Here is a 21,319-nt window from a genome sequence, read left to right as displayed (position 1 = left end):
ATGAGGTTATCCAGCGTTTACCGGCTTGGAGTGAAGGAGCTTTGGGGGCTGGTGCGCGATCCCATGCTCCTCATCCTCATCGTCTACGCCTTCACGCTTTCGATCTACACATCCTCGAAATCGGCACCGGAAACGCTCAACCGCGCCGCGATCTCGATCGTCGACGAGGACCAGTCGCCGATTTCCTCGCGCATCATCACCGCATTCTATCCGCCCTATTTCGTCGTCCCCCGCCTGATCACGCTATCCGAGGTGGACAAGCGGATGGATGCAGGCCTCGATACGTTCGCGCTCGACATTCCACCGAATTTCCAGCGTGACGTGCTCGCCGGTCGATCCCCTTCGATCCAGTTGAATGTCGATGCGACGCGCATCTCCCAGGCGTTCACCGGCAGCGGCTATGTGCAGTCGATCGTCGCTGGCGAGGTCAACGAGTTCGTCAACCGCTATCGCGGGGAGACCCCCGTACCAGTCGATCTCGCCCTGCGGGCACGGTTCAATCCGCAGCTCGACAAGGGCTGGTTCAGTTCGATCAACAACCTGATCTCGTCGATCACGATGCTGTCGATCATCCTGACCGGGGCAGCACTCATCCGCGAACGGGAACATGGAACGATCGAGCATTTGCTCGTCATGCCGGTAACGCCGCTTGAGATCATGCTGAGCAAGATCTGGTCGATGGGCCTGGTGGTGGTCGGCGCCTCGCTCTTTTCGCTGATTGTCGTCATTCAGGGGCTGCTGGAGGTGCCGATCGAAGGGTCGTTCACGCTCTTTGCGATCGGCACGATCCTTGATGTGTTTGCCATGACCTGCATGGGGATCTTCCTGGCAACAGTGGCGGGCTCAATGCCGCAATTCGGCCTGTTGCTGATGCTCGTGCTGATCCCGCTGCAGATGCTTTCCGGCGGGACGACGCCGCGCGAGAGCATGCCTGCGATTATCCAGCATATCATGCTCGCGGCGCCGAACACGCATTTCGTCATCCTGTCGCAGGCGGTCCTGTTTCGGGCAGCAGGCTTCAGTGTCGTGTGGCCGCAGCTGGCGGCGCTACTCGGCATCGGCGCCATTTTCTTCCATTTTTCTTTGCGCCGTTTCCGCCAGTTCCTGCGGTAGATCGTCGGGAATCGCCTGAAGTCAGTTGGTTGGTGCACGGCCACACTTTTGCGTGGCCGCCGCCTGTGTCAGAGATTGTCTGTTCGACACAAACAGGATTCGCAGCTTCCTTGACGATTGGATTTGCACACGCCGAATTGATTGCAGTACTGGCCGCCGTCACTGGCGGCGAGCCACGGGTCATGACCATCCGTTCGGGTGACGCCCTGCCGTCGGGTCCGTTCGAGATGGGGCACCGCACGCTCCAGAGCGGGCTCAGAGAATGGGTGCAGGAGCAGACGGCCCATCCTGTCGGCTACCTCGAGCAGCTCTATACATTCGCCGACCGTGATCGGAACAACGAGATCCTCGGCGGGCGGACGATTTCGATCAGCTACCTCGGCCTCGTGCGCGAACAGGCTGCCCCAGGCGCCGGCCGGCCGGGCTGGCATGGCTGGTACGAATATTTTCCATGGGAAGACCGGCGCGCCGGCGCACCGGCGATCCTGGAGGAGCTTTCAGCGCGCCTAGAGGCGTGGGCGCAAAATGATCCGACACGGCGCGACGGACGCCTGCGCCGCGCCGCCTTTGCATTCGGGTTCGGCGAGGCCGGCTGGAACGAGGATCTCGTGCTGCAACGCTACGAGCTGCTTTATGAGGCGGGAATTGTGGCCGAGGCCGGAGCGACGCCCGCGCTCAACCCCGGCCGGGCAATGTTTGCCGATCACCGGCGCATTCTCGCCACCGGCATTGCGAGATTGCGCGCCAAGATCAAGTACCGCCCCGTCGTCTTCGAGTTGATGCCGGATAGCTTCACGCTGCTGCAGCTGCAACGGACCGTCGAAGCCCTTGCCGGCCTGACGCTGCACAAGCAGAACTTTCGCCGCCTGGTCGAGTTGCAGGAGCTGGTCGAGGAAACCGGCGAAACCGAAAGCGAGACCGGCGGGCGACCCGCCAAGCTGTTTCGCTATCGTCGCGCGGTTCTCGAGGAACGCGCTCTGGCCGGATCGAAATTGCCGCTCTCCCGCAATTGACATATGCTCATAACGAGAATATCTATTTGCCGATAATATACTCAAATCGAGTATAAATAGGAGTCGGCCATGAACCATCCCGTTTCCGCATCCTCGCTCTACGAGCGGGTCAGCCGCGTCATTCCGAAGGCGGAGTGGATGTCCTTCGAGGAAGATGTGAATGCGATCCTCCGGCTGAAGCGCGAGCGCAACGCCGTCATCCTCGCTCACAACTACCAGACACCGGAAATCTTCCATGGGGTGGCCGATATCGTCGGCGACAGTCTGGCTCTGGCGCGTAAGGCAATCGAGGTCGATGCGGATGTGATCGTCCTTGCCGGCGTGCATTTCATGGCCGAGACGGCAAAGCTTCTCAATCCCGGCAAGACGGTTCTCATACCCGACATGGGGGCAGGCTGTTCGCTGGCGGATTCGATCACGCCGGATGATGTCGCGCTTTTGCGCCAGACCCATCCCGGTGTGCCTATCATTACCTACGTCAACACCTCGGCAGCCGTGAAGGCTGCATCCGACATCTGCTGCACGTCAGGCAACGCCAAGCAGGTTGTCGAGTCGCTCGGCGTGCCACGGGTGCTGATGATCCCGGACGAATATCTCGCGCGCAACGTCGCCCGGGAAACCAACGTCGAGATTCTCGCATGGCACGGCCACTGCGAAGTGCATGAACTCTTCACCGCCGCCGACGTTCGCCAGCTGCGTGAGAACCATCCCGGCGTGCTGGTGCTTGCGCATCCCGAGTGTCCGCCGGATGTCGTAGCGGAAGCCGATTTCGCCGGCTCGACCGCTGTGATGTCCGACTACGTCGCCAACAGGAAGCCGGCACGCGTGGTGCTCCTGACCGAATGCTCGATGAGCGACAACGTCGCCGTTCACCATCCAGATGTCGAATTCATCCGTCCCTGCAATCTCTGCCCTCACATGAAGCGTATTACGCTTTCGAACATCCGCACGGCGCTGGAAGAGAACCGGCACGAAGTCACGGTTGATCCCGCTGTCGCGGTCGCCGCGCGTCGGGCCGTCGAGCGGATGCTGGCGATATGACCGTCACCCTTGGCGAGTTTGCCGACCATGTAGTGATTGTCGGCAGCGGCCTGGCGGGGCTGATGACCGCGTTGACGCTGGCGCCGCAGCCCGTCGTTATCGTGACCCGCGCAGCACTCGGCGCCGAAAGCTCGAGCGCGTGGGCGCAGGGTGGCATCGCCGCGGCGCTTGGTTCCGATGACAGCACCGGTCTGCATCTGGCAGATACGCTCGCGGCGGGCGACGGCCTCTGCGATGCGCAGGCGGCAGCCGCCATTGTTGCCGAGGGGCCGGCTGTGATTGCGGCGCTGGAGCGGGAAGGCGTGGACTTCGATCGCGCCGCGAACGGGCAGCGGGCGCTGGGGCTCGAAGCCGCCCACTCACGCCGCCGGATCGTTCATTCCGCGGGCGACGGATCGGGCGCCGCGATCGTAAACGCCCTCGTGCGCGCCGTTTCCACTACCCCCTCGATCAAGATACTGGAAGGGGCGGAAGCGCGGGCAATCCTGATGGGCGACGAGGCCGTGGCTGGCCTACTCCTGTCTGTCGGCGGAAACAGCGCAGTGATCCGGACCTCCAAGGTTGTTCTCGCGACCGGTGGCCTCGGCGGCCTTTACGACGCAACGACAAACCCCGTTTTGAACGTCGGCCAGGGAATAGCGCTGGCGGCACGGGCAGGAGCGATGCTGGCCGACATGGAGTTCGTGCAATTCCATCCGACGGGTCTCGATTCCGCGCGCCGGCCGCTGGCGCTGATCAGCGAGGCGGTGCGGGGCGAGGGGGCATTGCTCGTCAATGATCGCGGCGATCGCTTCATGGCGGATGTAGCGGGCGCCGAACTTGCCCCGCGCGATGTCGTTGCGCGGGCAATCAGCGCCGAACTGTCGCAAGGCCGGCGTGTCTATCTCGATGCCCGACAGGCGCTGGGGAGCCGTTTTGCCTCACGCTTCCCGACCATTCATCAAATCTGCCGGGTCGCGGCGATCGATCCGGGCCGCGACCTCATTCCCGTGCGCCCGGCCGCCCATTATCATATGGGTGGCGTGGCAACGGATCTCAGAGCGCGGAGTTCCGTGGCCGGCCTCTGGGTCGTTGGCGAAGCCGCATCTACCGGCCTCCACGGTGCTAATCGGCTTGCCAGCAACTCCCTGCTGGAAGCTGCCGTCATGGGCCTGCGCGCTGGCGAGGATATCGCCGGCGTGATCTCGCGACCCACGGCCGTCAGTGTTTCATGCGATCATCACCTGAAGCCCGCCGCGGACATTGCTGCGGTTCGTTCTATCGTCTCGCGCCAACTCGGCGTGTTGCGCAGTGCCGGCGGTCTCCAAGCGGCCGTTACCGCCCTGCTGCCGTTGGCCGAGAGTGCTGGGATGCGTTCGGATCCCGCCATCGTGGCGCTTCTGATCGCGGTATCGGCGATGCTGCGGACAGAATCGCGCGGAGCCCACGCCCGCACCGATTTCCCGCTGAAGCACGAGAGCGCCGAAAGGCGGCGTCTGACGCTTTCGGATGCGCTCGACATTGCGCGTGCGACAACCCATTCATTTGCCCGGAGTGCCTGAGATGACCATCGTTTCCCTTCCGCGCCTCATCATCGAGCCGCTCGTGCGTGCGGCCCTCCTCGAGGATCTGGGTCTTGCGGGCGACATCACCTCCGCTGCGGTCATTCCGGCGGATCACCACTCCTCACTCGTCATGGCGGCGCGCGAAAACGGCGTGATTGCCGGGCTCGATGCGGCTGAGCTGGCATTTTCACTCGTCGATCCTGCGATCACCATGAGCCGACATCTGGAAGACGGTTCGGTCGTCAAGCCCGGCGACATCATCGCCACCATCAGCGGCCCTTCGCGCGGCCTGTTGACCGGCGAGCGAACAGCCTTGAATTTTCTGGGGCACCTTTCCGGCATCGCCACGGTCACCGCAACACTGGTCGATGCGGTGAAAGGCACCAGGGCATCCATCGCCTGTACGCGCAAGACCACGCCTGGCCTGCGCGCCCTGGAGAAATACGCCGTTCGCGCCGGCGGCGGCATGAACCACCGCTTCGCGCTGCATGACGCGGTTCTCATCAAGGATAATCACGTGGCGATTGCCGGCGGGGTCGGCGAAGCGATCCGCCGCGCCAAGGCGGGCGTCGGCCATATGGTCAAGATCGAGGTCGAGGTCGATACGCTCGATCAGCTGCGCGACGCCATGGCGGAAGGCGTTGATGCCGTCCTTCTCGACAACATGACGCCGCCTCAGCTGCGAGAGGCCGTTGCAATTGTCGATGGTCGCGCGATCACCGAAGCCTCGGGGCGTGTCACGCCGGCGACGGTGGCTGAGGTCGCATCGTCAGGCGTGGACCTGATATCGGTCGGCTGGTGCACGCACAGCGCGCCGACGCTGGACATTGGGTTGGATATGCTGCCCAATTGAAATTGTTGGCAATTCCGGCGCTACGCGATTATCGTTCCGGCTCTCTGCAAAGAAGGTCCGCCGATGCGTCTCGCCAGTATTGCCATGTATGTCGCTCCGCCACCCGTACTGGAGGCGACCAGAAGCCTCTGGACCTTTGTGCAGGCCTATCTGCAAAGGGCAGGCCTGCCTGATGCGCCGTTGCAACTGGACCAGTCTGTCGCTCATGACGCGGCATGGCTGCGGCCGGATCTGCTTCTGGCCCAGACCTGCGGCTATCCCTATGTGACGCGGCTGCGCGGTAGGGTCAGGCTGGTGGCAACGCCCATCTACGACCTGCCGGGCTGCGACGGCCCCTTGATGCGCAGCTTCATCATTGTCCATCAAGCTAGTGCATGGGGTTCGCTCAAGGACCTGCGCGGGTCGCGAGCCGCGATCAATAGCCCCGACAGCAATTCCGGCAGCAACCTCTTTCGTGCCGAAATTGCACCCTTTGCGGAAAACGGCCGCTTCTTCTCCGAGGTGATAGAGACCGGTGGCCACGGCGCCAGCATGGATGCGGTCTCCAACGGACAGGCGGATGTGGCAGCAATCGACTGCGTGACCTATGGCCTGATCAAGCGCTTCGACCCGCAAAGGGTATCCAACTTGCGGATCCTCGCCCAAACGAAGCCCGGGCCCGGACTGCCTTTCGTAACGGCGGCCGCGACCACGGACCGGGAACTTGGCCTCTTGCGCGAGGCGCTGCTGGCGGCAATCGCCGAACCGTCCTTGGCCAGCGCACGCGACACTCTTTCGCTGTCTGATTTCGTGCAGCTCGCTGATGCCGACTATGAGCCTCTTCTGGATTTCGAGCGTCAGGCCGCCACGCGTGGCTATCCCAGGATCGCCTGAACCACATCGCAAACACACCTATGTTCCATATACAACATAGGTGTCATTCCTCGAACATCTTGCCGCTTCGCGTTTCCAGCCGGTAGCGGTGGCCGGGATAGACCAACCGCGCGGTGGAGACGATGTGCAGGCCTGACCAGGTGCGGCGGCGGATTGTCAGGCATGGCTCGCTTCGCAGGATCGTCAGGAGTTTGCACTCCCAAGCCTGAGGCATGGCCGCCTCGACGATGTGTTCGGAGCCGCTGAGCGGAGCTGCCGCGGTGAGGTAGGCGTTCGGCGTCAGCGAGGAGAAATCTTGCTCGAGATAGTCGGGCGCGGCAGCCGGATTGACGAAGCGATCCTCGATCTGCACCGGGACGCCGTTTTCGGCATGGACAATCAGCGAGTGAAACACCGGTGCGCCGATGTCGAGTTCAAGCGCATCGGCAATCTCAGGAGAGGCCGGCTCCTGGGCAAGGACGATGATCGAAGCGTCGTGTGTGTGGCCGCGTTCGGCGATTTCGTCAGCGATATTGCGCACTTCGAAGAGCGCCGAATAGCCCTTGCGCTCGGCCACGAAGGAGCCGACGCCCTGGATGCGGACCAGCTCGCCCTCGTTGGCGAGTTCGCGCAGCGCCCGGTTGGCGGTCATCTTGCTGACGCCGAGTTCCGAGACGAGCTCGTTTTCGGAGGGTACGCGATGCTTCGGCGGCCACTCGCCGCTGTGGATGCGGTCGAGAATCATCTGCTTGACACCAGCATAGAGCGGTGCGGTATCGTTTTCCGCAAGCTCGCGCTTCATCTCGCCGGGACGCTTCATTGCCTATTCCTTTTGCAGCAGCCGAGTCCGCTCGATAATCTGACTTTCCACTTGCATATCATAAAATATCTCATATGGTACCATATACAACCTCCCGATTGGAGCTGCTCAACAAAAAAGCGGAACATCGGGCAAGCCGGCGCAGACCGGTATCATTTGGTCGCAAGGTCATCGCCAATTCAGAGGAGATTTTCATCGATGAAATTCAATACGCTTCTTCTTTCCAGCGCCATCGCGCTTTCGGTCTTCGCCGCGCCGGTGGCGGCAAAGGATTGGAAGACCGCCACCATCACGCTCGAAGGCGCCTATGCGCCTTGGAACATGACCAACGCCGACGGCACGCTCGGTGGCTTTGAGCCGGAACTGGCCAAGGTTCTCTGCGAGCGCGCCAAGATCGACTGCAAGCTCGTGGCGTCCGATTGGGACGGCATGATCCCGGCGCTGAATGCCGGCAAGTTCGACGTCATCATGGACGCGCTGTCGATCACCGAAGACCGCAAGAAGGTCATCGGCTTCACGGTGCCTTACGCGGCAACCCCGGCTGCCTTCGCAACCGCCAAGGATAGCCCACTGGCAAACGCCGCAGGCACAGGCGCAACCATCAAGATGACGCCCGGCCAGACCGGCGTGAAGGAAATCGACGCACTGAAGGAAGCCTTCAAGGGCAAGACGATCGGTATCCAGGCCGCAACCGTTTACGCCAAGTTCGTCTACGACAATTTCGGCGACATCGCCGAGATCCGCGAATACAAGACCGGCGCCGACCGCGATCTCGACCTGCAGAACGGCCGTATCGACCTTGGCTTCGATGACGCGGTCTATTTCGCCAATGCGTTCCAGTCCGCAAACGACTCGCTCGCCTTCACTGGCCCTGAAATCGTCGGCTCCATCTGGGGCGAGGGCGAAGGCCTCGGTGTTCGCCAGGCCGATACCGACCTGCGCGACAAGCTCAACGAAGCGATCAAGTCAGCTCTTGCCGATGGCACCGTCAAGAACCTCTCGATGAAGTGGTTCAAGGTCGACGTCAGCCCGCAATAATGCGCTTCCGGCGCAAGCCGGCAGTCCCGGTCTCCGGCTTCCTCGCCGGGGACCGCATGCTATTCTGACACCGTCACGAGAAGGACGGGCGCGGGGAACACGGTATGGCAATCTTGCAATTGATTGGATTCGGCTCCGGTGGCTGGGGCGCGCTGCTTCTGCTCGCTGCGCTGATGACGCTCTGCGTCACGGCAACGGCGCTCGCGATCGGTGCCGTGCTCGGCGCGATCATCGCCGCGGCAAAGCTCTCCGGGCAGCCGATCCTGATCGCGCTCGGCAACGTCTACACCACGGTGTTTCGCGGTGTTCCGGAACTGCTGATCATTTACCTGATCTATTTCGGCGGTTCGTCGGCCGTGACCTCGATCGGCAAGGCGATGGGCTATGAGGGCTTTCTCGGGATGCCCTCGTTCATCGCCGGTGCGCTGGCCGTGGGCATCATCTCGGGTGCCTATCAGGCGGAAGTCTTTCGCGGTTCCTTTCTCGCGATTTCCAGGGGTGAACTCGAGGCGGCATCGGCGATCGGAATGCCCCGGCGGCTTCGCTTTCGCCGGATCATCATCCCGCAAGTTCTCCGACTGGCCATCCCCGGTCTCGGCAATGTCTGGCAGCTCAGCCTTAAGGACTCGGCACTGATTTCAGTGACGGGGCTCGCGGAACTGATGCGCACCAGCCAGGTCGCTGCCGGCTCCACGCGCCAGTATTTCCTCTTCTTCATCGTCGGTGGCATTCTCTATCTCGTCCTGACCAGCCTGTCCGACCGGGTCTTCAACGGTGCCGAGCGGCGAGCCAATCGCAGCATGCCGACGGCCGCCATGGGCAAGGCGTGAGGATCGCACAATGGATTTCGCTTTTCTCTCCCAGACCATGATGACCCTGCTCAAGGCCGTTCCGATGACCTTGGCGCTGTTCTCACTTTCCGTCTCCTTCGGCGGCATTCTTGCCCTTCTGATCGTGTGGATGCGCGTCGGCGGAAATCCGATCCTGTCGGCGATCGCCAAGGGCTACATTTTCGTCTTTCGCGGCTCGCCGCTGCTCATCCAGATGTTTCTGGTGTTCTACGGCCTCGGCCAGTTCGGCTTCATCCGCTATTCGTTCCTGTGGCCGTTTCTGCGTGAGCCTTTCGTCTGTGCCGTCCTCTCTTTGGCGCTCTGCACCGGAGGCTATTCAGCCGAAATCTTCCGTGGCGGCATTCGCGCGGTCTCCCCGCGCGAGATCGAGGCAGCCCGCTCGATCGGCATGTCGGGGGCTCTCCTCGTGCGGCGTATCCTTGCGCCGATCGCTTTCCGCCATGCACTTCCGGCCTATTCGACCGAAATCGTGCTGATGATGAAATCGACCGCGCTGGCAAGCCTTGTCACGGTCTGGGAGGTTACGGGCGTCGCCCAGCGGCTGATTTCGCAGACCTATCGGACGATGGAAGTCTTTCTGTGCGCCGCCATCATCTACCTCGTTCTCAACTTCATCATTCTGCAGGCGATGTCCCTGCTCGAATACTCGCTCTCGCGCCACCGCCGCGCCATTCCGCCGGCGCTGAAGGCGTAGGATCAAAACGAACACGATTGGAGCTTTCATGCCTGGCGTAACCCGACTTTCGGTCCGCAACATCCGCAAGAGCTTCGGTACACACGAAGTTCTGCGCGGGATATCCCTCGACGCACAGGACGGCGACGTCATTTCCCTGCTCGGCGCTTCCGGCTCCGGCAAGTCGACCTTCCTGCGCTGTATCAACCTGTTGGAAATAGCATCCGACGGTGACATCTTCGTCGACGGTGAAGAGATCCGCATGATTCACAAGGGCGGCGTCAGCCGACCGGCGAGCCAGAAGCAGGTGGATCACATTCGCTCCGAACTCGGCATGGTCTTCCAGTCGTTCAATCTCTGGTCCCACATGACGATCCTGCAGAATGTGATCGAGGGGCCGGTCCATGTTCTCAAGCGGTCGCGCGCAGAAGCCATCGCCGAAGCCGAGGCCCTTCTCGAAAAGGTGGGTATTGCCGACAAGCGGCATGCCTATCCCGCGCATCTGTCCGGCGGCCAGCAACAGCGTGCCGCCATTGCGCGCGCGCTTGCCATGAAGCCGAAGGTGATGCTCTTCGACGAGCCCACCTCGGCGCTCGACCCGGAGCTCGTCGGCGAAGTGCTTCGCGTCATGCGCGCCCTTGCCGAGGAAGGCATGACCATGCTGGTGGTGACGCATGAGATGAGCTTTGCCCGCAATGTCTCCAACCGCGTCGTCTTCATGAAGGAAGGGCTGGTCGAGAGCAGCGGCGCGCCTGACGAGATGTTCGGCGGCGGCGCGTCGCCGGCCTTCCGCCAGTTCATCGGCCATTTCGGAAACGGACAATGACCATCAGCATCGAGGGGACGCTCGGCTGGCGCGAGATCGCGCGGGTCGGCATGGGAGAAGAGCTTGCCCTTTCGCACGGTGCCTGGGATCGCGTAGACAATGCCAGTCGCATCGTTGAACGCATTGTTGAAACCGGCGTGCGCGCCTACGGCGTCAACACCGGCGTCGGCGCACTGTCGGACACCGTCGTCGACCGCGCTTCACAGAGCCGGCTGTCGCGCAATATCATCCTCAGCCATGCCTGCGGCGTTGGTCCCCTGCTCGAGGCCCGCGAGGTCCGCGCGATTATTGCAGCGCAGGTCGCCAATTTCGCGCACGGCCATTCCGGCGTACGCCAGGAAATCCTTCGGCATCTCCTGGCGTTTCTCACCAAGGACTGCATTCCCGAGGTGCCATCGAAGGGATCCGCGGGCTACCTCACCCACAACGCCCATACCGCGCTGGTTCTGATCGGCGAGGGACGCGCTCGCGTTGCGGGCCGGTCCCTGAATGGCCGTGAGGCGCTGGACGCCATCGGTCTGCAGCCCTTGGTTCTTGGCGCTAAGGAAGGCCTGAGCCTTGTCAACGGCACAGCCTGCGCAACGGGGCTCTCCAGCGTCGCAATGGCGCGGGCCGAACGGCTGCTTGACTGGGCCGACGCGATTGCCGCGCTGACGCTTGAGGCGGTCGGCTGCCAGATGGCCGCATTCGACGAGGCCGTGCTTGCCCTTCGTCCGTCGCCCGGTATCGCAAAGGTCGGCGCGTCGCTGCGCCATCGCCTGGAGGGCAGCGGCCTGATTGCCGCTGCAATCGGCCGGCGCACCCAGGATGCGCTGAGCCTGCGCTCGGTGCCGCATGCCCACGGCGCGGCCCGCGATGTGTTCGAGCGGTCTGGCGAGGTGGTCGATCAGGAGCTGGCCTCCGTTACCGATAACCCGGCCGTTTCCGGGACAGCCGACAACCCGGTTGTCTCTTCCGAGGCGCATGCCGTCGCGCCGGCCCTGGCGCAGGCTGCCGACAGCCTGGCCATTGCGCTAGCGCAGATCGCCGCGATGAGCGAGCGACGGATGGACCGCTTGGTCAACCCGCTGGTCAGCGGTTTGCCGCCGTTTTTGGCGAGTGATGCCGGAAGCAATTCGGGCTTCATGATTGCGCAATACACGGCAGCAGCCCTCAGCAATGAGAACCGCCGCCTTGCAGCGCCCGCAGCGCTCGATGGCGGGCTGACCTCAGGCTTGCAGGAGGACTTTCTCGCCCATCCGACGGCGGCAGCCAACAAGCTGCTCTCGGTGATCGACAATGCCGAATACATCCTTGCGATCGAACTGATGGCAGCCGCGCAGGCGCACGACTTTCTGGCGCCGGCTGCATCACGCGCCCGTGGGACGGATGCCGTTCACGCGGTTGCGCGCGCTGCCGTTTCGCATTACGCGGATGATCGCCCCCTGTCCGGCGATATGGAAAGGCTGCGAACGCTCATTGCAGACACCGTGCCACCAGCAGCAGCCTGAAGGAACCCGCATGACCGCAGAATATGATGTCGCCGTGATCGGCCTTGGCGCGATGGGAAGCGCCGCCCTTGCCTTTCTTTCGGCGCGTGGCGTCAAGACGATTGGTATCGATGCCTATTTCCCGGCCCATGCCTTGAGCTCATCGCACGGAGACAGCCGCCTTATCCGCCTCGGCTACTTCGAAGATCCTTCCTATGTGCCGCTGCTGCGACGCGCCTATCAGAACTGGCGTGCGCTGGAGGCGCGGCTTCGCAGCGATATCCTGACGATCACTGGCGTCCTGCAGATCGGTGCTCCCGACAGCAAGATCGTCACCGGTACCCGCGCGTCATGCGCGATGCACGGTCTCGCCCATGAGGTGTTGGACAAGGCCGAGATGGCTCGCCGCTTTCCGGCCTTCCAGCTTGACAGCGACGATATCGCTGTTCTCGATCCGCAAGGCGGCTATCTCCGGCCGGAAGCAGCCGTGATGGGTTATCTCAAACTCGCTGCCCAAGACGGTGCCGTTCTGCATTTTGGCGAGCGCGTCAGCGCGATCGAGCCCGACGATGGCGGTGTGACCATCCTTTCGGCGGCTGGGCGCTACCGGGCTCGCAAGGTCATCGTGGCAACGGGATCCTGGATCGCCGAACTGGCGCCAACGTTGAAGGCGCATGCCGTTCCCATCCGTCAGGTTGTCGCCTGGTACCAGCCGCGCGACGGCTTCGCCACGGAGCCGCACCGAATGCCCTGCTTCCTCCGGGACGAGGGATCCGATGGTTCGTATTTCGGCTTTCCGGCGATCGGTGCCGATGGTGTGAAAGTCGGTCGACATGCCCATTTCCGTGAGCCGATCGATCCGAACCAGCCGAACCCTGCCGTCAACGACGCCGACACGGCACTGCTCGACGGCTTCATCGCCAAGCGCGTACCGGCTGCCGCCGGTTTACGGGTCAATGCCGTGACCTGCCGCTACACGATGTTGCCGAGCGAGGATTTTCTGCTCGACTTCCTTCCCGGCAATTCGAATGTCGTCGTCGCGTCTCCGTGCTCCGGCCATGGCTTCAAGTTCACCAGCGTCGTCGGGGAAATCCTTGCGGACCTCGCCCTGGACGGGGGCACCGCGCTGCCGACGGATGCCTTCACCTTCGCCGCGATGGACCGCTTTATCGAAAACCAAAAAGCGGCCTGATCCGCGTCAGTCGCAGCGCAGTCCGGTCGAAGGATCGAACAAGTGCACGGCCTCCGGGTCGAACGCTAGCGTCAGCTGTTCGCCGCTCGCTACCTGGGTGCGTGGCGGAAGCGCCGCCATCAGGCGCTGTGAGCCTGCAAAGGCTGTCACCACCAGCTCGGGGCCTGTCAACTCGGCGACCTCGCATTTGGCCATAATGGACGAGCCGTCCCCGCCAAGGCGAAGCGCTTCCGGCCGAATGCCAAGAACGAGCTTGTGGCCGCTGGTGAAGTTCGCTTTCACCGTTGCCGGTACCGGCAGGACGCTGTCGCCGCCGTCGATCTGCAACTGGCCGTCGCGGACCGTGACGTTCAGCAGGTTCATCGGGGGCGCGCCGACGAAGGTGGCGACATAGAGGGTCGCAGGACGATTGTAGATTTCCTCGGGCGTCGCGAGCTGTTCGATGCGGCCGTCCCGCATCACGGCAATACGGGTGGCAAGCGTCATCGCCTCGATCTGGTCGTGCGTGACGTAAACCACGGTCGTCTTCAGCATCTGGTGCAGGCGCTTCAGCTCGGTACGCATCTCCATGCGCAGCTTCGCGTCGAGGTTGGATAGCGGTTCGTCAAAAAGAAAAACCTGCGGCTTGCGCACAAGCGCGCGGCCGATCGCGACGCGCTGGCGCTGGCCGCCCGAAAGCTGGCTTGGCTTGCGGTCCAGCAGGTTTTCGATCTGCAGCAGCCTGGCGGCCTCACGCACAGCCTTATCACGCACGTCCGCGGCGACCTTGCGCATCTCGAGACCGAAGCCAATGTTCCGGTGCACGGTCAGGTTCGGGTAAAGCGCGTAGGACTGAAACACCATGGCGATGTCGCGATCCTTCGGGTGCACCCCGAGGATCGAACGTCCGCCGATCCTGATGTCGCCGCTCGTCGCCTCGGCAAGTCCGGCGATGATGTTGAGCAGCGTGGACTTACCACAGCCGGACGATCCAAGCAGGACAAGGAATTCGCCGCTCTCGAGCGCGATATCGATGCCTTTCAGCGTTTCGACCTCGCCGTAGGTCTTGCGAATATTCTGGATTTCAAGCGCGCTCATCAAACGGCCTCTTCGGAAACGGCAGATCCGCCATATGAACGGGGAAGGGTGGATATGGCGCGCGAGGCAACCCGTGTGCCCACCTGCAGGCAGGCGGCAAGCGGCTTGTCGGCGGCAAGTGCGGCGAGGAACCCGGCGTTAAAAACATCACCGGCGCCAATCGTATCGACGACCTTCACCACGGGTGCGTCGACGGAAAACAACTGGCCGTCTGGGCCGATCGCAAGCGCTCCATCCGGGCCGCGCTTGACCACGACGATTGCGCCTTCGGGCATGTGCGACCTGATTTCATGCGCGGCTTCGATCGGATCATCAAGGCCGGCGAGCGTCGTCGACTCGACCTCGTTGAGGAGCGCGATACCGCAGCGCGAAAGCCAGCGTCGGGTAGCGGCGCAATTTTCGTCGGTCCAGCCATCCAGCGGCCAACCGGTATCGAGCGCCATCGTGATCTGGTGCTGTGTCGCCCAGTCGAACAGTTCATCGTAGGCATTGGTCAGGTCGTCCGTCAGGAACGAGCCGCAGAGAAGCGCGTAGCCACCGGAGAGCGTGGTGCCATCGACAACTGCGAAGACGTCCGCGAGGCTGAAACGCGGCAGGTGGCCGCGGGTCGTGAAGAAGGTGCGCTCCCCGTCCGGATGCGTGATGCCGACAGACAGCGTCGTGCCTTCCGGCCTGACCGGCCACCTGGCGGCTCTATTGCCGAAGGCTTCGCTCAGCCAGCGCCCGAACTGGTCACTTCCGACATTGGCGGCAATCTCGAAATCGATGCCAAGCGCCTCCCAGGCGAGCGCGCTGTTTCCGGCAGCCCCGCCCACTCGCAACTCGTCGTGATCGACAATGATTTCTGTGCCGGCCTTCGGCCAGGGTGCCGCGGGGCCGAGGATGAGGTCGACATTGACGTTGCCGATGACAGCTAGCGGCCGCATTCATTCGCTCCGCGTGATTTTGGTCGAACGCACCGGCGTGCCGGCGTCGTCGACCCGAGCGTCGGCAAAGGCGATCATCAGCCGTTGTGCCGTCGGCAGCATCGCGAAGACCGCCGCAAGACCGGTCGCCGGCTTGAAAGGCAAGGTGACGGTGCCGGGGACTGGCTCTTCGCCTGATGCGTCGAAGACGATGACGGGAGCCCCGGTCTCGACGGCTGACACGGCCATGGCAGTCACCAGGCCGGCCGTATTGTCCTTGCCGCGGAAGAGAACCACGCCGATCGCCGGCCCAAGCATTTCCATTGGCCCGTGGCGAAGCTGGCCGCCTTCGAGCGAGAAGCAGGGGCGTCGCGAAAGCTCCGTGAGGCCAAGCGCAAGCGCCTCGGCCACACCCTGCAAGCGCCGGCCCGATGTCACGACAGTGGCAACGTTTTCCAGCGCAGCAAGCGCATCAGCTATGCCGGGTTCTTCCGGAGCGGTCAGCGCTGCGATCGCAGCACTCGGCTCCTCGCCCAACGCTGCGAGGATAGCAAGGTGCAGCGCGAAGGTGACGGTGAGACTGCGCGTTGCGGCAAAGGCGAGTTCGGTACCGCCGACGCCGACGAGAGAGGGCGCCGTGCGGGCCAGGAACGAACCACCCTCGAGCGTCAGGCCGAAGGTATCCGCCGTGCCGCCGGTTTCGTCGAACCAGCGCACGACCTCAGCGCTTTCGCCCGATTGCGACGTGACGAGCACCGTGCGTCCTTCGAGCGACAGCGGTTCCCCCAGTTGTTCAGACAGCGGCAAGGCAATGGCGTCGATGCCGAGCGTGCGATAGAGCGGCTCTACGGCGCGGCCAACGGCATGGGAGCCACCCATGCCAAGCAGCAACAGTCGCCCGGTCTTCCTGAGCGAGGCCGCAACAGCTTGAGCCGCGGCATTCGCGCCTTCGTAGGAGGCAAGCGCATCGGCGTGCTGGCGGGCCATCTCGCGATCGATTGCAACAAGCCCGCTGGGTCGTGTCTTCTGATTGGTCATGGTCATCCCTTGACGCCGCCGCTGGTCAGCCCCGAAATCAGGGCACGTTGCATGACGAGACCGACCAGAACCGGTGGCAGGGCGGCAAGCACACCGGCGGTCGCGATCAGTCCGTAGTCGGAGACACGACCGCCGGCCAGATCGGCAATGGCAACCGTGAGTGTCTTGGCGCGCTGGTCGGAGGTGAACAACAGCGCATAGAAGAATTCGTCCCAGGCGAGCAGGAAGGCGAACAGCGCTGACGTTGCCATCACAGGCATGGCAAGCGGCAGCGTGATGATCCGGAGCGTCTGGAACAGGCCGGCGCCATCAATCATCGCCGCGGCTTCAATCTCCTTGGGAATGGAATCGAAACCGGATTTCATCAGCCAGGTCGTGAAGGGCGCCAGGATCGTCAGATAGACGAGCGCGAGGCCGAAGACGTTGTTCAGCATGCCGAGATACGACAAGCCCATGTAGAGCGGCACGGCCAGGGCAACCGGCGGCAGCATGTAGGTTGCGATCACCATCGACAGCGACCAGCCGACGGAGGGCGTGCGCGAGACAGCCCAGCCAGCAGGAATGGCAAGCGCAATCCCCGCGATCGTTGCCATGCCCGCGACTTCGATGCTGTTGCGCAGCGACGAGGTGAAGGCTGCGCCGGCGCTGTTTTCCAATGTCGAGAGCAGGACGGCGTAACGCGAAAAGTCAGCGGTCTGTGGCCACCAGCGCAACGGCTTGGCGGCAAGGTCGGCAGCTGGCGAAATGCTCATGATGAAGAGCCAGAGTATCGGCGCCAGAATGACGGCCGCCAGAATCAGCGCACATACATAGATGAAGATCGAAAAGAGCGGGCTTCTGCGTTCCATCAGGCGGCACTCCCAGCGGTCTTGCGGACAAGGAAGCCGTAGGCGGCAGCAAGCACCGTCACCAGCAGCGTGACCATCAGCGCGAGCGATGCGCCGGAGCCCGCCCGCTGGAAGGAGAATGCCTCCTGGTAAACCAGGATCGAAAGCGTGCGCGTGCTGTTTGCAGGGCCGCCGCGCGTCATCACCCAGATGATGTCGAAAACCTTGAACGCTTCGATCGTGCGCAGAACCAGCGCCACCATCAAGGGGCCGGCGAGGTAGGGCAGGATGACGAAGCGGAACCGGGAAAAGGGGCCGGCGCCATCGACCAGAGAGGCTGCGGTGATGTCGCGTGGAACCGCCTGCAGGGCGGCAAGCGCAATCAGCGCCACCAGGGGAAAGTTCTTCCAGCAATCCGCCAGAATAAGCGCGGCCATCGCCGTGCCCGGTTCGCCAAGCCAGGAGCGGTAGGCGTCGATCAGGCCGAGTTGGGTGAGCGCTGCGTTGAGCGCGCCATATTCGGGATTGTAGATCAGTCGCCACAGGGTCGCGTTGACCACCGTCGGCAGAGCCCAGGGAAGAATCATGAGGGCTCGCAGGACCGCGCGTCCGTGGAAGTTCTGGTTGAGAAGCAGAGCCGCGAGAACGCCGAGCACCATTTCGGCGGCAACCGAGACGATCGCGAACCAGGCCGTCGTTGCGAGCGTACGCTGGAAGTTCGATCCGGAAATCATCTTCACGTAATTGTCGAAGCCGACGAAATTGCCCGCGGTGCCGACAAGCTTGGCGTCGGTAAAGGAGAGGGTCACGGTGTCGATCAACGGCCATCCGATGACGGCAATCATCACCACAAGCAGCGGCAACATCAAAAGCCACGCACGGGTTGTCATCCAGGTGCCGGACATGGGCGCCCTCTCTCACTTCATCGGAATGGAACGGAAGCCAGGCGGCGGTCGCGCCGCCTGGTGTTTGCAAGCCTTAGAGGCCGCTGTTGTCGGCAGCCGACTTCAGCGCATCTTCGGGCGACGACTGGCCAAGCAGAGATTCCTGGATCGCCTGCTGGAGGGCGGTCGAAAGCTCCTGGTACTTCGGTGTCGTCGGGCGCGGATACATGGCGGCGAGGCCGACCTTGGCCGCGGAAATCAGCTCTTCCTGCCCCTTGGTCACAGCCGGATCTTCATAGGACGATGCCCAGATCGGCAGGCTGAGCTTGGCATACTGGTTCTGGGTCGCCTGCGAGGTCATGAACGTGATGTACTTCCAGGCTTCGTCAGGATGCTTGCTGGCGGCCGTGATGCCGAGACCCATCGAACCGTTGACGGCGGATGCCTCGCTCTTGCCGGCAACACCCGGCGCCGGCACGACACCGACCTTGCCCGCGACCTTGCTGTCCTTCGGGTCATTGGCCATGTTGTACATGTAGGTCCAGTTCAGCGCGAAGGCGGCGTCGCCGTTTTCAAAGACCTTGCGGACATCCTCTTCGAGGAATTCCTTGGAATTCGGGTTGGTCAGGCCGGACTTGTAGCTCGAGACCATGTAGTTCAGCGCGTCGAGACCGCCGCCGCTCTGGAAGGCAGGCTTGCCGTCCTTCAGGAAGTCGCCCTTATAGGCGCTGACGAGGGTGGTATAGTCGCAGATCGCGGCTTCCGCCTGCGACCAGCTCCAGGCGATCGGCGTTGCCAGCAGGCCCTTGTCCTTGATGGTCTTCGCCTGCTCGGTCAACTCGTCCCAGGTCTTCGGCGGGGTCTTGATGCCGGCCTTTTCGAGGATTTCCTTGTTGTAGAAGAGGTACTTGGTGTCGAGGATCCAAGGCATGCCGTAGTATTTGCCGTCATACTGGACGGTCGTCCAGGCACCGGGCAGGACGCCCTTCTTCATGTCGTCGCCAATACGCGAGGATACATCGACGAGAACGTTGTTGCTCGCATACTCGGCCGGCCAGATGACGTCGAACAGGACGACGTCGTAACCGCCACCCGAACCCTGCGCGAGCACGGTCTTGTCGTGCAGGCCTTCATAGGGAACGAATTCGAGATTGACCTTGACGTCGGGATTGGCCTTGGTGAAAGCGTCCGTCATGGCGCGGACGTCAGCTTCGCTATAGGCCGCCTGTGCCATGAACAGCGCATTGATCGTCGTATCGGCAAAGGCATGCGGGGCAAAGGACGCGCCGATCAGGGCTGCGCCGAGCAGTGTCTTGTTTAAGGATTTCAACATTCCAGCCTCCAGTTTTTTTGACATTCACGCATTTCCGAGGGCGGCTGTACGTCGCCATCGGCTATCGAAGAGGCACCGGTGGACGGTGCCGAATTTCGGAGCGTCGTCCGAGCATTCTCGCTCTCTGCGTTCCCTGGAACTCTCCGGTTCCTTATTAAGTCAATTGTCTTGACTTATTTCTTCTTCAATATTCTACTGGTGTCAAGAGGGAATTGCGTATGAACGACGTCCGCCCGATCAGGGCCAAGAGCGGTACCAACCACGAAGGCACCAGCGCCCATAACCGGCGCGTGATCATCGACGCGTTGAGGGTCAACGGCGCCCTGTCGCGGGCCGATCTGGCGCGGGCGACGAGACTGACGAAGCAGACCGTTTCGAACATCATCGACGAACTGGAGCGCGACGGTCTCGTGAGCTCTCAGGAGACGGTGAGAAAGGGCAGGGGGCAACCATCGACGCCCTACGTCCTCGTGCCGGAAGGCGCATTTGCCATCGGCCTCCAGATCGACCGCTACACCACGCGGGCGCTCGCCGTCGACCTGGTCGGCAACGTGCTGACCCGTGCAGAGGCGAACCTTCCTGCCGGCGGCCCAGCCAAGGGCGTCAAGGTCATTCTTGACCTCGTGGAAACGGTGCGCCGCGATCTCTCGGGCCTGGCGAAACAGTCGGAGCGTCGCCTTGTGGGTCTTGGCGCAGCAATGCCGGGGCCATTCGGCCTCGAGACGGCGGGTGACGACCCGTGGATGATGGGCGCATGGCAGAGCTTTCCACTTCTGGAGACTTTGGCAACCGGAACGGGGCTGAATGTCGGACTGCAGAACGACGCTGCCGCCTGTGCCACGGCCGAGCGGATGATCGGTGCCGCGCACGGGCTCGATCACGCGGTATGTCTCTATCTCGGCTACGGTATCGGCGCCGGCCTCATCCTGGGCGGCGAGCTCTATAGCGGAGGAAACGGCAATGCCGGCGAGATCGGCATGGCGCTGTTGTCGCCGAGCGGCAACGCCACGCCGCTCGAACACCGGGCCGCGCTTTCGTCGCTGTACGAGCATCTGGAAATCGATCCTGCCGATCCAACGGTCTACGACACGGTCAACAATCTCGCGGCCAAGGATGATCCGAGGGTCCGGTCCTGGATCGAGGCGGCGGCAACGGATCTGCGCTGGAGCGTGCATCTGATCGAGACTATCTTCGATCCTCAGACGGTGATCCTGTGCGGCGGAGCACCGGAGGCGCTGGCAAGCCGCCTGCTTGCCGCCATGCAGCCGCTTCTGCCGTCGATCGCCGATCGTCGCGGCCGATCGATCCCGCGTCTGCAGCTCGGCATGACGGATCCGTGGGTCGTGGCGCTCGGTGCAGCCGCCGAGCCGATCAGCCGGGCGTTTGATCCGAGGTTCTCGGCGATCCTCAAGGATTCGCTCTAAGACCGGCGTTCATCGGTGAATGGGATCGATCCAGCGTACGTCCTCAGGCTTCTCGATCGGTTCTATGTCCAGATTGACCACGACAGGATCCTGGCCTGAACGAACTACCACGCATTCCAGCGTTTCGGTCTTGCTCGCGTTTATCTCCTGATGTGGCACGTAGGGTGGCAAAGATGAAATCGCCCGGGCCTGCTTCCGCGGTATATTCCAGGTGGTCACCCCAACGCATTCGTGCTTTCCCCTTCACGACATAGATGATGCTTTCGAGGTCGCCATGATGATGAGCGCCTGTCTTGGCATTGGCACGGATGGTCACGGTGCCCGCCCAGATCTTCTCGGCGCCGGCGCGCGCATTGTCGATGGCTGTCGCGCGGCTCATGCCCGGCGTCTGCGCCGTGTTTGGGTCGAGCGCATTGCCGGGAATAACCTGGACGCCATGCTCGCGCCAATCGATGGGGGCGTGGTGATCGTGGTCGCCATGATCGCTGGTCAATCGTCGTCTCCTTGGCGAGGTATCATCAGCGCATCATAGGCCCGCACCCTATC

Annotated in this window: 20 protein-coding genes and 1 pseudogene; 13 read left to right on the top strand and 8 right to left on the bottom strand. The window is 62.8% G+C overall.

Going from position 1 to position 21,319, the window contains the following annotated elements:
* The 6 genes from QTL94_RS20835 (at nucleotide 1) to QTL94_RS20810 (ending at nucleotide 6,437) form a co-directional block, all read left to right on the top strand.
* Nucleotides 1-1,113: an ABC transporter permease gene (locus QTL94_RS20835; RefSeq protein ID WP_065692110.1), complete on the top strand. Its 1,113-nt coding sequence runs from the start codon at nucleotides 1-3 to the stop codon at nucleotides 1,111-1,113.
* Between the two features lie 110 nt (nucleotides 1,114-1,223).
* On the top strand, nucleotides 1,224-2,126 hold the full coding sequence (locus QTL94_RS20830) for an NUDIX hydrolase (protein WP_065692111.1): 903 nt from the start codon (nucleotides 1,224-1,226) through the stop codon (nucleotides 2,124-2,126).
* Between the two features lie 69 nt (nucleotides 2,127-2,195).
* Nucleotides 2,196-3,167: a quinolinate synthase NadA gene (nadA, locus tag QTL94_RS20825; RefSeq protein WP_065692112.1), complete on the top strand. Its 972-nt coding sequence runs from the start codon at nucleotides 2,196-2,198 to the stop codon at nucleotides 3,165-3,167.
* A complete protein-coding gene (locus QTL94_RS20820) occupies nucleotides 3,164-4,708 on the top strand; it encodes an L-aspartate oxidase (RefSeq protein WP_289803078.1) in 1,545 nt (514 codons plus the stop codon). The genes nadA and QTL94_RS20820 overlap by 4 nt, the downstream gene beginning before the upstream one ends.
* A 1-nt stretch (nucleotide 4,709) precedes the next feature.
* Entirely contained in the window at nucleotides 4,710-5,564 is an 855-nt protein-coding gene (gene nadC, locus QTL94_RS20815; protein WP_198928713.1) for a carboxylating nicotinate-nucleotide diphosphorylase, read from the top strand.
* Nucleotides 5,565-5,627: 63 nt separating this feature from the next.
* Entirely contained in the window at nucleotides 5,628-6,437 is an 810-nt protein-coding gene (locus QTL94_RS20810) for a phosphate/phosphite/phosphonate ABC transporter substrate-binding protein (RefSeq protein ID WP_289803077.1), read from the top strand.
* A gap of 43 nt (nucleotides 6,438-6,480) precedes the next feature.
* Here QTL94_RS20810 and hutC read toward each other — a convergent pair whose 3' ends face one another.
* Nucleotides 6,481-7,236: a histidine utilization transcriptional repressor HutC gene (gene hutC, locus QTL94_RS20805; protein ID WP_065692115.1), complete on the bottom strand. Its 756-nt coding sequence runs from the start codon at nucleotides 7,234-7,236 to the stop codon at nucleotides 6,481-6,483.
* 198 nt (nucleotides 7,237-7,434) lie between these two features.
* On the opposite strand from hutC, the gene QTL94_RS20800 reads away from it, so the two are divergent.
* The 6 genes from QTL94_RS20800 to solA all read left to right on the top strand — a co-directional run bounded on the left by QTL94_RS20800 (nucleotide 7,435) and on the right by solA (nucleotide 13,285).
* Nucleotides 7,435-8,274, top strand: coding sequence for a transporter substrate-binding domain-containing protein (locus QTL94_RS20800; RefSeq protein ID WP_065692116.1), 840 nt, complete (start codon nucleotides 7,435-7,437; stop codon nucleotides 8,272-8,274).
* A gap of 104 nt (nucleotides 8,275-8,378) precedes the next feature.
* The gene (locus QTL94_RS20795) at nucleotides 8,379-9,104 is read left to right on the top strand and encodes an ABC transporter permease (protein WP_065692117.1); all 726 of its coding nucleotides are present in this window, start codon (nucleotides 8,379-8,381) and stop codon (nucleotides 9,102-9,104) included.
* 10 nt (nucleotides 9,105-9,114) lie between these two features.
* The gene (locus QTL94_RS20790) at nucleotides 9,115-9,819 is read left to right on the top strand and encodes an ABC transporter permease (protein ID WP_065692118.1); all 705 of its coding nucleotides are present in this window, start codon (nucleotides 9,115-9,117) and stop codon (nucleotides 9,817-9,819) included.
* A 28-nt stretch (nucleotides 9,820-9,847) separates the two neighbouring features.
* Nucleotides 9,848-10,624 carry an ABC transporter ATP-binding protein gene (locus QTL94_RS20785; RefSeq protein ID WP_065692119.1) on the top strand — a complete coding sequence of 259 codons (777 nt, stop codon included), beginning with the start codon at nucleotides 9,848-9,850 and terminating at the stop codon, nucleotides 10,622-10,624.
* Nucleotides 10,621-12,114, top strand: coding sequence for an HAL/PAL/TAL family ammonia-lyase (locus QTL94_RS20780; protein ID WP_065692120.1), 1,494 nt, complete (start codon nucleotides 10,621-10,623; stop codon nucleotides 12,112-12,114). The genes QTL94_RS20785 and QTL94_RS20780 overlap by 4 nt, the downstream gene beginning before the upstream one ends.
* A 10-nt stretch (nucleotides 12,115-12,124) precedes the next feature.
* Complete coding sequence (gene solA, locus QTL94_RS20775) at nucleotides 12,125-13,285, top strand: N-methyl-L-tryptophan oxidase (protein ID WP_065692121.1); 1,161 nt, start codon at nucleotides 12,125-12,127, stop codon at nucleotides 13,283-13,285.
* A 6-nt stretch (nucleotides 13,286-13,291) separates the two neighbouring features.
* On the opposite strand, the gene QTL94_RS20770 is transcribed toward solA, so the two are convergent.
* The 6 genes from QTL94_RS20770 to QTL94_RS20745 all read right to left on the bottom strand — a co-directional run bounded on the left by QTL94_RS20770 (nucleotide 13,292) and on the right by QTL94_RS20745 (nucleotide 19,349).
* On the bottom strand, nucleotides 13,292-14,362 hold the full coding sequence (locus QTL94_RS20770; protein WP_065692122.1) for an ABC transporter ATP-binding protein: 1,071 nt from the start codon (nucleotides 14,360-14,362) through the stop codon (nucleotides 13,292-13,294).
* Nucleotides 14,362-15,288, bottom strand: a complete 927-nt coding sequence (locus QTL94_RS20765; protein ID WP_065692123.1) for a PfkB family carbohydrate kinase — start codon at nucleotides 15,286-15,288, stop codon at nucleotides 14,362-14,364. The genes QTL94_RS20770 and QTL94_RS20765 overlap by 1 nt, the downstream gene beginning before the upstream one ends.
* A complete protein-coding gene (locus tag QTL94_RS20760) occupies nucleotides 15,289-16,311 on the bottom strand; it encodes an SIS domain-containing protein (RefSeq protein WP_289803076.1) in 1,023 nt (340 codons plus the stop codon).
* The gene (locus tag QTL94_RS20755) at nucleotides 16,308-17,153 is read right to left on the bottom strand and encodes a carbohydrate ABC transporter permease (RefSeq protein WP_065692125.1); all 846 of its coding nucleotides are present in this window, start codon (nucleotides 17,151-17,153) and stop codon (nucleotides 16,308-16,310) included. Before QTL94_RS20755 ends, QTL94_RS20760 begins: the two co-directional genes overlap by 4 nt.
* Nucleotides 17,153-18,037: a carbohydrate ABC transporter permease gene (locus QTL94_RS20750; protein ID WP_065692126.1), complete on the bottom strand. Its 885-nt coding sequence runs from the start codon at nucleotides 18,035-18,037 to the stop codon at nucleotides 17,153-17,155. The genes QTL94_RS20755 and QTL94_RS20750 overlap by 1 nt, the downstream gene beginning before the upstream one ends.
* A 73-nt stretch (nucleotides 18,038-18,110) precedes the next feature.
* Complete coding sequence (locus QTL94_RS20745) at nucleotides 18,111-19,349, bottom strand: extracellular solute-binding protein (RefSeq protein WP_065692127.1); 1,239 nt, start codon at nucleotides 19,347-19,349, stop codon at nucleotides 18,111-18,113.
* A 218-nt stretch (nucleotides 19,350-19,567) separates the two neighbouring features.
* On the opposite strand from QTL94_RS20745, the gene QTL94_RS20740 reads away from it, so the two are divergent.
* Nucleotides 19,568-20,773 (top strand): ROK family transcriptional regulator, encoded by a 1,206-nt coding sequence (locus QTL94_RS20740; RefSeq protein ID WP_065692128.1) that lies wholly within the window; start codon nucleotides 19,568-19,570, stop codon nucleotides 20,771-20,773.
* 9 nt (nucleotides 20,774-20,782) lie between these two features.
* Here the strand turns inward: QTL94_RS20740 and QTL94_RS20735 are convergent.
* A pseudogene (locus QTL94_RS20735) lies at nucleotides 20,783-21,266 on the bottom strand (cupin domain-containing protein).
* Between the last annotated feature and the right edge of the window lie 53 nt (nucleotides 21,267-21,319).

This window comes from Rhizobium sp. S96, assembly GCF_030382195.1.
Classification (GTDB): domain Bacteria; phylum Pseudomonadota; class Alphaproteobacteria; order Rhizobiales; family Rhizobiaceae; genus Rhizobium.
This window is presented reverse-complemented; position numbering and strand designations above follow the sequence as displayed.

Bases quoted from the DNA above. Each gene is read 5' to 3' on its own strand.
- QTL94_RS20835 (WP_065692110.1), top strand. From the start codon at position 1: ATGAGGTTATCCAGCGTTTACCGGCTTGGAGTGAAGGAGCTTTGGGGG.
- nadA (WP_065692112.1), top strand. From the start codon at position 2,196: ATGAACCATCCCGTTTCCGCATCCTCGCTCTACGAGCGGGTCAGCCGC.
- QTL94_RS20820 (WP_289803078.1), top strand. From the start codon at position 3,164: ATGACCGTCACCCTTGGCGAGTTTGCCGACCATGTAGTGATTGTCGGC.
- nadC (WP_198928713.1), top strand. From the start codon at position 4,710: ATGACCATCGTTTCCCTTCCGCGCCTCATCATCGAGCCGCTCGTGCGT.
- QTL94_RS20810 (WP_289803077.1), top strand. From the start codon at position 5,628: ATGCGTCTCGCCAGTATTGCCATGTATGTCGCTCCGCCACCCGTACTG.
- hutC (WP_065692115.1), bottom strand. From the start codon at position 7,236: ATGAAGCGTCCCGGCGAGATGAAGCGCGAGCTTGCGGAAAACGATACC.
- QTL94_RS20800 (WP_065692116.1), top strand. From the start codon at position 7,435: ATGAAATTCAATACGCTTCTTCTTTCCAGCGCCATCGCGCTTTCGGTC.
- QTL94_RS20795 (WP_065692117.1), top strand. From the start codon at position 8,379: ATGGCAATCTTGCAATTGATTGGATTCGGCTCCGGTGGCTGGGGCGCG.
- QTL94_RS20790 (WP_065692118.1), top strand. From the start codon at position 9,115: ATGGATTTCGCTTTTCTCTCCCAGACCATGATGACCCTGCTCAAGGCC.
- QTL94_RS20785 (WP_065692119.1), top strand. From the start codon at position 9,848: ATGCCTGGCGTAACCCGACTTTCGGTCCGCAACATCCGCAAGAGCTTC.
- QTL94_RS20780 (WP_065692120.1), top strand. From the start codon at position 10,621: ATGACCATCAGCATCGAGGGGACGCTCGGCTGGCGCGAGATCGCGCGG.
- solA (WP_065692121.1), top strand. From the start codon at position 12,125: ATGACCGCAGAATATGATGTCGCCGTGATCGGCCTTGGCGCGATGGGA.
- QTL94_RS20770 (WP_065692122.1), bottom strand. From the start codon at position 14,362: ATGAGCGCGCTTGAAATCCAGAATATTCGCAAGACCTACGGCGAGGTC.
- QTL94_RS20765 (WP_065692123.1), bottom strand. From the start codon at position 15,288: ATGCGGCCGCTAGCTGTCATCGGCAACGTCAATGTCGACCTCATCCTC.
- QTL94_RS20760 (WP_289803076.1), bottom strand. From the start codon at position 16,311: ATGACCATGACCAATCAGAAGACACGACCCAGCGGGCTTGTTGCAATC.
- QTL94_RS20755 (WP_065692125.1), bottom strand. From the start codon at position 17,153: ATGGAACGCAGAAGCCCGCTCTTTTCGATCTTCATCTATGTATGTGCG.
- QTL94_RS20750 (WP_065692126.1), bottom strand. From the start codon at position 18,037: ATGTCCGGCACCTGGATGACAACCCGTGCGTGGCTTTTGATGTTGCCG.
- QTL94_RS20745 (WP_065692127.1), bottom strand. From the start codon at position 19,349: ATGTTGAAATCCTTAAACAAGACACTGCTCGGCGCAGCCCTGATCGGC.
- QTL94_RS20740 (WP_065692128.1), top strand. From the start codon at position 19,568: ATGAACGACGTCCGCCCGATCAGGGCCAAGAGCGGTACCAACCACGAA.